This window comes from Isoptericola sp. NPDC057559 (assembly GCF_042801555.1).
Classification (GTDB): Bacteria; Actinomycetota; Actinomycetes; order Actinomycetales; family Cellulomonadaceae; genus Isoptericola.
The window spans coordinates 1-12,427 of record NZ_JBHVFQ010000015.1; the positions used below are offsets into that span (position 1 = coordinate 1).

At 76.4% G+C, this 12,427-nt stretch carries 9 protein-coding genes and 1 pseudogene; 6 read left to right on the top strand and 4 right to left on the bottom strand.

Annotation, left to right across the window (positions count from 1 at the left end):
- Positions 1 to 1,156: pseudogene (locus tag ACFU5J_RS14440) on the bottom strand (hypothetical protein); the annotation flags it as partial.
- A 446-nt stretch (positions 1,157 to 1,602) separates the two neighbouring features.
- Here ACFU5J_RS14440 and ACFU5J_RS14445 point away from each other — a divergent pair.
- From ACFU5J_RS14445 to ACFU5J_RS14470, 6 genes are all read left to right on the top strand, one after another.
- Positions 1,603 to 3,102 carry a cytochrome ubiquinol oxidase subunit I gene (locus tag ACFU5J_RS14445; protein ID WP_430579174.1) on the top strand — a complete coding sequence of 500 codons (1,500 nt, stop codon included), beginning with the start codon at positions 1,603 to 1,605 and terminating at the stop codon, positions 3,100 to 3,102.
- A gap of 31 nt (positions 3,103 to 3,133) precedes the next feature.
- Positions 3,134 to 4,183 (top strand): cytochrome d ubiquinol oxidase subunit II, encoded by a 1,050-nt coding sequence (gene cydB / locus ACFU5J_RS14450; RefSeq protein WP_430579175.1) that lies wholly within the window; start codon positions 3,134 to 3,136, stop codon positions 4,181 to 4,183.
- 55 nt (positions 4,184 to 4,238) lie between these two features.
- On the top strand, positions 4,239 to 6,002 hold the full coding sequence (cydD, locus tag ACFU5J_RS14455) for a thiol reductant ABC exporter subunit CydD (RefSeq protein ID WP_430579176.1): 1,764 nt from the start codon (positions 4,239 to 4,241) through the stop codon (positions 6,000 to 6,002).
- The gene (cydC, locus tag ACFU5J_RS14460) at positions 5,999 to 7,810 is read left to right on the top strand and encodes a thiol reductant ABC exporter subunit CydC (RefSeq protein ID WP_430579177.1); all 1,812 of its coding nucleotides are present in this window, start codon (positions 5,999 to 6,001) and stop codon (positions 7,808 to 7,810) included. Before cydD ends, cydC begins: the two co-directional genes overlap by 4 nt.
- 120 nt (positions 7,811 to 7,930) lie before the next feature.
- Positions 7,931 to 8,545, top strand: coding sequence for a CatB-related O-acetyltransferase (locus ACFU5J_RS14465; RefSeq protein ID WP_430579178.1), 615 nt, complete (start codon positions 7,931 to 7,933; stop codon positions 8,543 to 8,545).
- Positions 8,542 to 8,937: a VOC family protein gene (locus ACFU5J_RS14470; RefSeq protein WP_430576267.1), complete on the top strand. Its 396-nt coding sequence runs from the start codon at positions 8,542 to 8,544 to the stop codon at positions 8,935 to 8,937. The genes ACFU5J_RS14465 and ACFU5J_RS14470 overlap by 4 nt, the downstream gene beginning before the upstream one ends.
- On the opposite strand, the gene ACFU5J_RS14475 is transcribed toward ACFU5J_RS14470, so the two are convergent.
- The 3 genes from ACFU5J_RS14475 to ACFU5J_RS14485 are packed head-to-tail and all read right to left on the bottom strand — an operon-like array spanning position 8,934 to position 12,426.
- The gene (locus ACFU5J_RS14475) at positions 8,934 to 10,559 is read right to left on the bottom strand and encodes a phytoene desaturase family protein (RefSeq protein WP_430579179.1); all 1,626 of its coding nucleotides are present in this window, start codon (positions 10,557 to 10,559) and stop codon (positions 8,934 to 8,936) included. The genes ACFU5J_RS14470 and ACFU5J_RS14475 overlap by 4 nt on opposite strands.
- Complete coding sequence (locus tag ACFU5J_RS14480) at positions 10,556 to 11,926, bottom strand: dipeptidase (protein ID WP_430579180.1); 1,371 nt, start codon at positions 11,924 to 11,926, stop codon at positions 10,556 to 10,558. The genes ACFU5J_RS14475 and ACFU5J_RS14480 overlap by 4 nt, the downstream gene beginning before the upstream one ends.
- Positions 11,923 to 12,426 (bottom strand): hypothetical protein, encoded by a 504-nt coding sequence (locus ACFU5J_RS14485; RefSeq protein WP_430576270.1) that lies wholly within the window; start codon positions 12,424 to 12,426, stop codon positions 11,923 to 11,925. The genes ACFU5J_RS14480 and ACFU5J_RS14485 overlap by 4 nt, the downstream gene beginning before the upstream one ends.
- Position 12,427 lies beyond the last annotated feature (1 nt).

The following is a 12,427-nucleotide window of genomic DNA, read 5'->3' on the forward strand; positions in this document are numbered from 1 at the left end:
GCTCCGGCGCGGCCTCGGGCCGGGTGGCCTCGGGCCGGGTGGCCTCGGTCTCCGCGACCGCGGGCTGCGCCGCCTTGGACGGGCGGGTGGCGCGGCGCGACCGCGAGCGCGTCGCGCCTCCGGTCGTCGCGGCGGCGGCCTCGGCCGGGACCTCGGCGGTGGACGCCGCAGGCGCGGCGGGCGCGGCGGCCGGCTCGGTGGTCTCGGCGGCCGGCTCGGTGCTCACCTTCGACGCGAACGAGGGCGCGGCCGGCTCGTCGTGCGGGCGCGGCGGGCCCGCGGGGGCCTGGGCGCGGCGGGCGCGGCGGCCGGACAGGTCCGGCGCCTGGAACAGGACGGCCGTGGTCGCGAGACGCGGGGTCACGGACCCGCCGCCCCTGGCGGCCGGCGACCGCGGAGCGGTCGGTTCCGGCTGCGCCGCGGCGGCGGTCTCCGGTGCGGTCGCCTCCGGAGCGGTCTCCTCGGCGGGCGCCGCGGGGGCTGCCTTCTTGCGCGTGGTCTTCCTCGCGGCCTTCGCCGCGGGCTCCTTCTCCTCGGTCTCGGCCGTCCGGGCGGAGCGCTTCGCGCCGGTCTTGGTGGCGCTCTTCGCGGCGGTCTTCGCGGTGCTCTTCGTCGCGGCGGGTGCCTCCGCCGGCTCCGCGGCCTCGGTCGCGGCGGGCTCCTCCGTCGCGGCCTTCTTCGTCGTCGAGCCCGTGGCCCGGCGTGCGCGGGTGCGGGGCTTGGTCGCGGGGGCCGCCTCGGCCTCGGGGGCGGGCTCGGCCGCCGGCGTCGCGGGAGCCTCGGCGGGCGTCTCGACGACGGCCTCCGTGGCGGGCGGCGCGTCGGCGGCCGGCTCGGCGGCGCGCTGCGCGCCCGTGGAGCGGGTGGCCCGGCGGCGGGTACGGGCGGGCTTCTGGCCTGCGTCGTCGCCCTCGGTGCGGCCGCTCGGGCCCTGCGGCAGCACGATGTCGGCGAGGTTCCCGGTGCCGCCCCCGGGAGCGTCCTCGCGGGCGTCGGAGCGCTCCGGCAGGACGAGGTCGGACAGCGCGGCGGCCGGGGTGTCCGGGGTCGTCGCGGGCTGCTCGGTGGCGGCGTCCTGCGGGCCGCCGGCGGCGCGGGTCGCGCGGCGGCGAACGGGCTTGCGGGCTGCGGCGTCGGTCGGGTTGTCGGACGTCACGGAAGGCGCTCCAGCTCCGGAGATCCCGCCCCCACACGTGCGGACCCCGGTGGTCGTCGTCGGACGGCGGCGCTGCTCAGCGCACCGACCGACGGAAGTCTCGGTTCCGGCTGCGGCACCGCTCTCTTCGCGGACGCCCACCCCCCGGCCTCGTGCCAGGCGGCGGCATCGCGTGCGGATCGCGAGTGCTGCGAGCTCGTGGGCCGCCCCGGGATGTGGGCCCGTGCGGCTTCGGACCAGTATCGCATCCTGCGCGACCCGCCGCGTGACACGCCGCCGCCGGACACGCCGTGCCCGTCCCGGGTTTGACTTGTGAAGACCTTCACGACCAAGATCGTGAAAGTCTTCACGAGCAGGGCTCCGTGGCGGCGACCGCCCTGGTCGTGCGCCCACGGGCCAGTGGTCATACCGTCGAAAGACGACTCGGTCGAAAATCAGGAGAACCCGTGGACGCCCTCGCACTGGCCCGCTGGCAGTTCGCCATCACCACCGTCTACCACTTCATCTTCGTCCCGTTGACCATCGGCCTCGCGCCCCTGGTCGCCGCGATGCAGACGGCGTGGGTGGTGACCAAGAAGGAGCGCTGGCTGCGTCTGACGAAGTTCTTCGGCAAGCTCCTGCTGATCAACTTCGCGCTCGGCGTCGTGACCGGCATCTGGCAGGAGTTCCAGTTCGGGATGGCGTGGAGCGAGTACTCCCGCTTCGTGGGCGACGTCTTCGGCGCCCCCCTCGCGATGGAGGCGCTGGCCGCCTTCTTCGTCGAGTCCGTCTTCCTCGGCCTGTGGATCTTCGGCTGGGACCGCGTGTCCAAGAAGGTGCACCTCGCGGCCATCTGGCTGTTCGCGATCGCCACGAACCTCTCGGCGTTCTTCATCCTCGCCGCCAACTCGTGGATGCAGCACCCGGTCGGCACGATCTACAACCCCGAGACGGGGCGCGCCGAGATGGAGTCCATCGGCGCGGTGCTCACCAACAACACCCTGTGGGCGGCCTTCCCCCACACCATCACCGCCGCGTTCCTCACCGCCGGCACGTTCGTGTGCGGCATCGCGGCCTGGTGGATGGTGCGCCTCGCCCGCACGAAGAAGGCCGAGAACGTCGAGACGGCGCGGAACGTCTACCGCCCCGCCGTCGTCCTCGGGGCCTGGGTCATGCTCGTCGCCGGCGCCGGCGTCATCTGGTCCGGCGACGTGCAGGGCAAGCTCATGTTCGAGCAGCAGCCCGGCAAGATGGCGTCGGCCGAGGCCCTGTGCGACGGCGAGGAGGCCGCGGCCTTCTCCATCCTGTCGATCGGCAACCTCAACGAGGGCTGCGAGGGCGTGCGGCACATCCTCACCGTCCCCGGCCTCGCCAGCTACCTCGGCACGGGCCACTTCTCCGGCCCCGAGTCCTTCCTGCCCGGCGTCAACGACGTGCAGCAGCAGTACACGGAGCGCTACGGCGACACCACCGCCTCCGGCGACCCCGTCGTCTACACGCCGCCGCTCGCCGTCGCGTACTGGTCGTTCCGCCTCATGATCGGCTTCGCCGCCTTCTCCGCCGCCCTCGCCCTCCTCGCGCTCTGGCTGACGCGCAAGGGACGCGTGAGCGAGAACGTCTGGCTCGGGCGGCTCGGCATCCTGGCCCTGCCCATGCCGTTCATCGCCTGCTCGTTCGGGTGGATCTTCACCGAGGTCGGCAGGCAGCCGTGGGTCGTGGCACCCAACCCGAGCGGCATCGACCAGGTACGCCTGCTCACCGAGCGCGGCGTCTCGACGGCGGTCCCGCCGGGCGTGATCCTCGCGTCGATGATCGTGCTCACGCTCGTCTACGCGCTGCTCGCCGTCGTCTGGTACCGCCTCATGCACCGGTACACGATCGAGGGCGTGCCCGCCTCGGTCCGGGACGAGTCGCCCGAGGCGCAGAGCCCGGACGACACCGACCGCCCGCTGTCCTTCGCGTACTGAGCGCCGAGAAAACGAGACTGGAGCTACTGCCGTGGACCTCGCGATCCTCTGGTTCGTCATCATCGCCGTCCTGTGGACCGGCTACCTCGTGCTCGAGGGCTTCGACTTCGGCGTCGGCATGCTGCTGTCGATCCTGCCGCGCGGCGGCAAGGAGCAGCGCGACAAGGAGCGTCGCGTCCTCATCAACACCATCGGGCCGGTGTGGGACGGCAACGAGGTGTGGCTGCTCACCGCGGGCGGCGCGACCTTCGCCGCGTTCCCCGAGTGGTACGCCACCATGTTCTCCGGCTTCTACATCCCGCTGCTGATCATCCTGCTGGCGCTCGTCGCCCGCGGCGTCGCGTTCGAGTACCGGGGCAAGATCGCCGACGCCCGCTGGGCGCGGCGCTGCGACCTCGCGATCCAGTTCGGGTCGTGGGTCCCCGCGGTCATGTGGGGCGTGGCGTTCGGCAACCTCGTGCGCGGGCTGCTGCTCGACGAGTCGTTCCAGTACGTGGGCGGGTTCTGGGCGCTGCTCAACCCGTTCGCGCTCGCCGGCGGCCTCACCACGCTGGTGCTGTTCCTGCTGCACGGCAGCGTGTTCGTGGCGCTCAAGACCGACGGCGACGTCCGCGAGCGCGCGGGCCGGCTCGCGTCGGTGCTGTCGGTCGTCGCGCTGGTCGTGGCCGGCGGCTGGGCCGTCTGGGCGCAGGTCGCCTACTCCGTGGCGTGGACCTGGGTGCCGGTGGCGGTCGCCGCGCTCGCGCTCGTCGGCGTGGTCGTGGCCGCGCGGGCCCGCCGCGAGGGCGTCGCGTTCACCCTGTCGGCCGTGACCATCGCGGCCGCCGTCGTGCTCATCTTCGGCTCCATGTACCCCGACGTCATCCCCGCCGTCGACGGCGGCGTGGCCCTCACCGTGGCCGAGGCCTCCTCCACCCCCTACACGCTCACGGTGATGTCGTGGGTGGCCGTGGTCCTCACCCCGCTCGTCATCGCCTACCAGGCCTGGACGTACTGGGTGTTCCGCCGCCGGCTGTCCAGCAAGGACATCCCCGCGCCCGCCGGGCTGTCCTGGCAGAAGATCAAGGACGCGGCGTTCTGACGCGCCGCGCGAGCGCCGTCCGAGCACCGTCCGTGCCGAGCCCTAGCCTGCTCCCGTGAAGCCCCTCGACCCGCGCCTGCTGCGACGCGCCCGCGCGGCCCGGTGGTACGTCGCCCTGACCGCCGCGCTCGGCGTCGCCGCCGCCGGCGCGGTGGTCGTGCAGGCGTTCGCCATCGCCCACACGCTGGGGCCCGCGGTCACCGCGGGCAGCGCGGGCACGCCCCTCGCCCTGGCGGACCTCGCGCCGTGGCTCGGGGTGCTCGTCGCCGCCCTCGCGGCGCGGGCGGCGATCGCCTGGGCCCAGGAGCGGTACGCGCAGAAGGCGGCCGCGGACGTCGTCGCCGAGCTGCGCGAGCAGGTCGTGGCGCACACCGTGGCGCTCGGGCCGCGGGCCGGCGGCGACGCAGGCTCCGCGGCCACGGCCACGCTGGCCACCCGCGGCCTCGACGACCTGGCGCCGTACCTCGTCCGGTACCTGCCGCAGCTGCTGCTCACCGCGATCCTCACCCCGGTGCTGGTGCTGGTCGTGCTCGGGCTGGACTGGGTGTCCGCGCTGATCTGCGTCGTGACGCTGCCGCTCGTGCCCCTGTTCATGTGGCTCGTCGGCGTGATGACCGCCGGCGCGTCCGAGCGCCGGCTGCACACGATCGAGCGCCTGGGCTCCCAGGTGCTCGACCTGCTGGCCGGGCTGCCCACCCTGCGCGCGTTCGGGCGCGAGATCGGGCCCGGCGCGCGGGTGCGGGCCCTCGGCGACGCGTCGCGGCGCGCGACCATGGGCACGCTGCGGATCGCGTTCCTGTCGGGCATGGTGCTCGAGCTGCTCACCACGCTGTCGGTGGCGATCGTCGCGGTGGGCGTCGGCCTGCGCCTGGTGGAGGGGATGATCGCGCTGGTCCCCGCCATCGCCGTCCTCGTCCTCGCGCCCGAGGTGTACCTGCCGCTGCGCCGGGTCGGCGCCGAGTTCCACTCCTCCACCGACGGCCTCGCGGCCGCCGACCGCGCCTTCGCCGTGCTCGAGCAGCCGCTGCCCGACGCCGGCACCGCGCCCGCGCCGGCGCTCGCGGGCGCCACCCTCGTCCTCGACGGCGTGGGCGTGCGCGCCGGGGACCGCGGCGTCGCCGCGCCCGCCGGGCTCACCGCCCGGGTGCCGCTCGGCACGGGCCGCCCCGGCGGCGGCCGGGTCGTGGCGCTGCGCGGACCCAGCGGTGCGGGCAAGTCGACCACGGCCCTCGTCCTGCTCGGGCTGCTGCGGCCCGACGAGGGGCGGATCGTCGTCGAGCCCGCGGACACGACGTCCGTCGATCCGGCTCCCGTCGACCTCGCCGACGTCGACCCGGCCACCTGGTGGCCGCAGGTCACGTGGGTGCCCCAGCGCCCCAGCCTCGCGCCCGGCACCCTGCGCGACGCCGTCGCCGACGGCCGTGACGTCCGTGCCGACGAGCTGGCCGCCGCCGCCCGCACCACGGGCCTGGACGCCGTCGTCGCCGGGCTGCCCCAGGGCTGGGACACGCCCGTCGGCCTGGGCGGCACGGGGTTGAGCGTCGGGCAGCGGCAGCGCGTGGCCCTCACGGCGGCGCTGCTCGACGGCGCCGGGACGGGCGGCTCCGCTCCCCCGCCGCTGGTGCTGCTCGACGAGCCCACCGCCCACCTCGACGCCCGCGGCGAGCAGGTGGTGCTCGACACCGTGCGCGCGTGGCGCGACGCGGGCCGCACCGTGGTCGTCGTCGCCCACCGCGCGTCCCTGCTGGCGCTGGCCGACCAGGTGGTGGACGTCGCTTCGCGGCGCGTCGCCGAGGGCGGGGAGGTGGTGGGCCGATGAGCGCGCGCACGCCGGGGACGACACCGGCCACGGCCCCGGGGACGGCCGCGGCCCCGCACGCCGGCACGCGCGACCCGCTGCGCCGCGTGCTGCCGATGCTCGAGGTGCGCTGGTCGCGCGTGCTGCGGGCGGTGGTGCTGGGCACGCTCGCGCTCGGGTTCTCGGTGGGCCTGGCCGCCGCGGCGGCGTGGCTCATCGCGCGGGCGTCGCAGATGCCGCCGGTGCTGCAGCTGTCGGTGGCCGTCGTCGCCGTGCGCGCGTTCGGCACCGGGCGAGGCGTGCTGCGCTACCTGGAGCGGCTCGCCTCCCACGACGTCGCCCTGCGCGGCATGGCCGCCCTGCGCGCCAACCTCTACGACGCGCTCGCCCGCGGCCCCGTCACGCGGGTCGTCGCGCTGCGCCGCGGCGACCTGCTGGCCCGGGTGGGCGCCGACGTGGACGCGGTGGGCGACGTCGTCGTCCGCGCGCTGATCCCCGCCGGCGTGGCCGTCGGCGTCGGCCTGGGCTCCGTGATCCTGGTGGGCGCGTTCCTGCCCGCCGCGGGGCTCACCCTGCTCGGCTGCCTGCTGCTCACGGGGGTGCTCGCGCCGTGGCTGGCGTCGCGGGCCGCGGCGTCCGTCGAGCGCCGCGGCGCCGCCGCCCGCGCCGAGGTCACCGGCCGGGCCCTGGAGCTGCTCGAGGACGGGCAGCAGCTGCGCGTCGCCGGCCGCCTCGACGACCGGCTGGCCGGGCTGCGCGCCGCCGACGCCCGGCTCACGCGCTCCACCCACGACGGCGCGCGCATCTCGGGCACGTCGGCCGCCATCGACGCCGGCGCACAGACGCTCGCCGTGCTGTGCTCGCTGCTGCTCGGCGTGCCGGCCGTCGCGGCGGGCGCGCTGACGCCCGTCGAGCTGGCCGTCGTCGTCCTCACCCCGCTCGCCGTCTTCGAGGCCACGTCCACGCTCCCGGCCGCGGCCGTCCAGCTGCGCCGTTCCCGGGAGGCCGCCCGCCGGCTCGTCGCCCTCCTCCCCGACGCCGTTCCCGCGGCCCCCGCGGCCCCCGCGCCCGGGCCGGCCCCCGCGGGCGGCGACCTGCTGGAGCTCGACGGCGTCGCCGCGGGCTGGGCGGACCGCACGGTCGTGGCGGGCGTGGACCTCGCGCTGCGGCCGGGCGCCGTGGTCGCGCTGGCCGGCCCGTCCGGCGTTGGCAAGACGACGCTGCTGCTCACGGCCGCCGGGCTGCTCCCGGTCCGCGCGGGGCAGGTGCGCGCCGCGTCCGGCGGCACGCTCTTCGTCGCGGAGGACGGCCACCTCTTCGGCACGACCGTGCTGGAGAACCTGCGCGTGGCCCGCCCCGACGTGACCGAGGACGACGCCCGCGACGCGCTGGCCGCCGTCGGCCTCGACACCTGGCTGGCGGCGCTGCCGGACGGCCTCGACGCGATGCTCGGCCCGGACGGCGCGGACGTCTCCGGGGGCGAGCGCCGTCGGCTGCTGGTGGCGCGGGCGCTGCTCGCCCCGGCCGGCGTGCTGCTCGTCGACGAGCCGGCCGAGCACCTCGACGCCGCGACCGCCGACGCGCTCGTGGGCACCCTCGCGGCCCACGCGCGGGCCACGGGCCGGGCGGTCGTGGTCGCCTCGCACCGCCTCACGCCGCTCGCGTCCGCCGACGAGGTGCTGCTGCTCGGCGCGGCCCCCGCCGGCCCCGGCGGCCCCGGCGGCCCAGCCCGGGTCGTCGCACGCGGCCCCCACGACGCCCTGCTCCGCGACGACCCGGGCTACGCCTGGGCCGCCGCGCAGGAGCGGGCGGTCGGGGCGCCGGGCTGACCGCAGGAATGAGGATGACCGGCCGGGCCGGGAGCCTCATCATGGGCCGGACGCGAAGCACGACCGACGAGGAGACCGCGACGCATGCCCGTTCCCGCTGATCCGACGATCCTGCACCCGATGCCCGGCCAGCCCCGGGTGGTGCAGCTCAAGCCCCTGGTGACGTCCCCGCTGATCGAGGTCGGGGAGTACTCCTACTACGACGACCCGGACGACGCGACGGCCTTCGAGACCCGCAACGTGCTCTACCACTACGGGCCCGAGAAGCTCCGGATCGGCAGGTACTGCGCGCTCGGGACCGGCACCCGCTTCCTCATGAACGGGGCCAACCACCGCATGGACGGCCCGTCCACGTTCCCGTTCCCCACCCTCGGCGGATCCTGGGCGGACCACGTCGACCTCCTCACCGGTCTCCCGAGCCGCGGCGACACGGTGGTCGGCCACGACGTCTGGTTCGGGCACGGCGCCACGGTGCTGCCGGGCGTGCGCATCGGGCACGGCGCGGTCGTCGGCGCGGGCGCGGTGGTCACCCACGACGTGCCGGACTACGGCATCGTCGGCGGGAACCCGGCGCGCGTCCTGCGTACCCGGTTCTCCGAGCGGGACGTCGCCCGGCTCCTCGCGCTGGCCTGGTGGGACTGGCCCGTCGAGCACGTCACGGCGCACGTGCGCACGATCATGTCGGGGAGCGTCGACGACCTGGAGGCCGTCGCGCCGAAGGGGGCGGACCGATGACGAGCAGGCTCACCGAGGTGGTCGTCCACTGCCACGACCCGGAGCGGCTCGCCGCCTTCTGGTGCGAGGTGCTGGGCTTCGACGTCCTCGAGCGCCGCGACGACCAGGTGGAGATCGGCTCGTGGGAGCCGACCGTCGAGGGCGTCCGCGCCCGCCAGGAGGCCCCCACCCTGGTCTTCGCGCGGGTGCCGCAGGCCAAGACCGTGCAGAACCGGCTCCACCTGGACGTCAGCCCGATCGACCGGAGCTCCGAGGACGAGGTCGCGAGGCTGCTCGGGCTCGGCGCCTCCCGCGTCGACGTGGGGCAGGACCCCGACGCGAGCTGGGAGGTGCTGGGCGACCCGGAGGGCAACGAGTTCTGCGTCCTGCGCACCCTGGCGCCCCAGGGCTAGCCCGCCCCGAGCACCGCCATCGCCGCGGCGCGGCCGGGGACGCCGCTCACGCCCCCGCCGCGCCGCGCGCCGGCACCCGCCAGCAGCACGCGCGGGTGCACGGTCTCGACGCCCCACGACCCGGGCCGGTCGAGTCCGGCCGTGTCGCCGCCGTCGCCGCCGCCGTCCGGCGCCCACGGCCACGACAGGTCGCGGTGGAAGATGTGCCCGCCCGGCAGCCCGACGTCGCGCTCCAGGTCGACGGGCGTGCGCGCCTCCAGGCACGGCCGGTCGTCCGGGCCGCGCAGCAGCACGTCCTCGATCGGCTCGGCGAGCACGGAGTCCAGGGACGCGAACGTGGCGGCGAGCGCCCGGTCCCGCGCGGCGTCCTGCGCGGCCGGGTCGCCGGTGCGGAACAGCCGCTCGGGCATGTGCAGGCCGAACAGGGTGAGCGTCTGGGCGCCCGACGCGCGCAGGTCCGCCCCGAGGATCGACGGGTCGGTGAGCGAGTGGCAGTAGATCTCGCACGGCGGCACCGCCGGGACACGGCCGGCCGCGGCGTCGGCGTGCGCGGCCCGGAGCTGGTCGAACGACTCGTTCACGTGGAAGGTGCCGCTGAACGCGGCGACCGGGTCGACGCCGTCGCGCAGCCTGGGCAGGCGCCCCAGCAGCATGTTGACCTTGAGCTGCGCGCCCTCGGGGGCGCGGGCCCCGGCCCGGCCGGACGGTGCCGCACCGGCCGCGGCGAGCAGGCGGTCCAGGGTGGCGGGCGCCGCGCCGCACAGGACCGCGCCCGCCGCGACGCCGTGCGTGCGGCCGTCGTCGTCCGTCCAGGAGACCTGGGCGTCGCCGCCCGCGCCCGGGTCGACGGCGGTCACGTCGGCGCGCGTCACGACCGTCGCCCCGGCCGCGAGCGCCGCGTCCCGCAGCGCCCCGGACACCGAGCCCATGCCGCCCACGGGCACGTCCCAGTCCCCGGTGCCGCCGCCCACCACGTGGTAGAGGTAGCAGCGGTTCTGCGCCAGCGAGGGGTCGTCCAGGCCCGCGAACGTGCCGATCAGCGCGTCGGTCGCGACCACGCCGCGCACGACGTCGGAGCCGAACCGGGTGCGCAGCGCCTCCCCCAGCGGTCGCTCGACGAGGGCGTCCCAGGCGGCGTCGTCGTCCACGAGGGCGCGGGCCTCGGCGCGGGACGGCAGGGGCTCGGTGAGCGTGGGGAACAGGCGCCGCGCGAGGCGGCCGGTCGCGGCGTACCAGCGCCGCCACGCGTCGTGGTCGGCCGCGGGCGCCCCGACGGCGGCGAACGACGCCCGCGTGGCGGCGGCGTCGCCCGTGTCGACGAGCAGCCCCGCGTCGCCCACCGGCGTGTACGAGGAGTACCGCCGGCGCCGCAGGGTCAGGGGCAGGGCGAGCTCGTCGACGACCCGCCGCGGCAGCAGGGACACCAGGTAGGAGTACCGCGACAGCCGCGCGTCCACGCCCGGGAACACCGGGGCGGAGACCGCGGCCCCGCCCACGTGCTCGAGCCGCTCCAGGACGAGGACCGCCCGCCCCGCCCGCGCGAGGTACGCGGCGGCGGTGAGCCCGTTGTGCCCGCCGCCCACCACGACCGCGTCGTACCGGGCGGCGGGCACGGCGGTCATCCCTGGCCGAGCCGGGCCAGGAAGAGCGCCTCGCCCACGGCCAGGTTCTCGATCTCGCTCGGGTGCACGCTCTCGTTCGGCGCGTGGATGAGGCACGCGGGCTCCTCGACCCCGAGGAGCACGATCGCCGCGTCCGGGTACTGGCTCGCCAGGATGTTGCACAGCGGGATGGAGCCGCCCTGGCCGGCCGTCACCGTGGCCTCGCCGTACGCGTCCGCGAGCGCCGCCGACAGGGTCTCGAAGACGTGCCCGTCGGTGCGGGCGGCGAACGGCTGCCCGACGGCGTCGCGCTCCACGGTGACCCGCACGCCCCACGGGGCGTGGGCCTCGAGGTGGGCCACGAGCTTGTCCTGCAGGTCGCGGGCGTCCGCACCGGGCGGCACCCGGAGGTTGAGCCTGGCCGCGGCGCGCGGCTGGATCGCCGCCGCGGAGCCCACGACCGACGGCGCGTCGATCCCGAGGATCGTCACCGCCGGGCGCGCCCAGAGCATGTCGGCCACGGCGCCGTCGCCCAGCAGCCGCGTCCCGGGGAGCGCGCCGGCGTCGCCGCGGAACTGGTCGGCGTCGTACCCGACGCCCGGCCAGGTGCCCGACGCGTCCACGCCGTCGATGGTCGTGTTGCCCTCCGTGTCGCGCAGGGACGCCAGGATCGCGACCAGCGCGGCGAGCGCGTCGGGCGCCGCGCCGCCGAACATGCCGGAGTGGATCTCGCCCTCGAGCGCCTCGACGTGCAGCACCACGGTGGTGGCGCCGCGCAGCGACACGGTGAGCGTCGGGAGGCCGAGGCGGGCGTTGCCGGTGTCCTGCACCAGCATCGCGTCGGCGGCGAGCGCCCCCGGGTTGGCCTCGACCCACTGGTCGAGGCCGCCGGTGCCCTGCTCCTCCGAGCCCTCGACCACGATGCGCACGCCCACCGGCAGGTCCTCGCCCACCAGCGAGCGCAACGCGCGCAGGGCCGTGAGGTGCGTGACGACGTTCCCCTTGCAGTCGGCGGACCCGCGCCCGTAGTAGCGGCCGTCGCGCTCCGTCAGCTCGAACGGCGGGGTCTTCCACGCGGCGTCGTCGAGCGGCGGCTGCACGTCGTAGTGCGCGTACAGCAGCACCGTCGGCGCGCCGGGCGGGCCGGGCCGGTACCCGACCACCACATCCGAGCCGTCCGGGGTGCGCTCGCGGCGGGCGTCGTCGATGCCCTCCGCGCGGAAGGCGTCGACCACCCACTGCGCCGCGCGCTCGCACTCGGCGCGCGGGAAGAGGCGCTCGTCCGCGACGGACGGGATGGCGACGAGCGTGCGCAGGTCGTCCAGCGCGCGCGGCAGCAGCGGCGCGACGGCGGCGCGCAGGGCCTCGACGTCGGGGGCGGTGGTCATGAGCCCTCCTGGGTGGTGGACGGGTCGGTCGACTGGGTGGTGGTGGGGTCCAGGTTGAGCGAGTCGACGTACGCGTCGAACTCGTCGAGCTGGTCCGGGCAGTACGTCTCGATGACGAGGCGGTCGCCCTCCAGGCGCCGCTCGTCGAGCACCGAGGGGCGGATGCCGGGGCCGGCGGCGCCGTTGGCGGCCGCGAGGTTCGCGGTGGCGTCGACCAGCGCGGCCGGGTCGGTGCAGAACCCGCCGCCGTCGGAGCCGAGCACGCGGGCGATGGTCTCCTCGGAGAAGGACGTGATCCCGATCTCGGCGAACGCGGCGTGCAGCGTCGCGGCCTTCTGCTCCGCCTCGCGCTGGTCCTGCCGGTCCTGGTGGCCGGCGAACTGGATCATCATGACCGCGCCGAGCAGGAGCAGCAGCACCGCCGCCGCGGTGTACGTGATCCAGCGCTTGCGCCCCTGAGCCCCGCGCTCCGGCTCGTGCGACGGCGTCGTCGTGGTCATC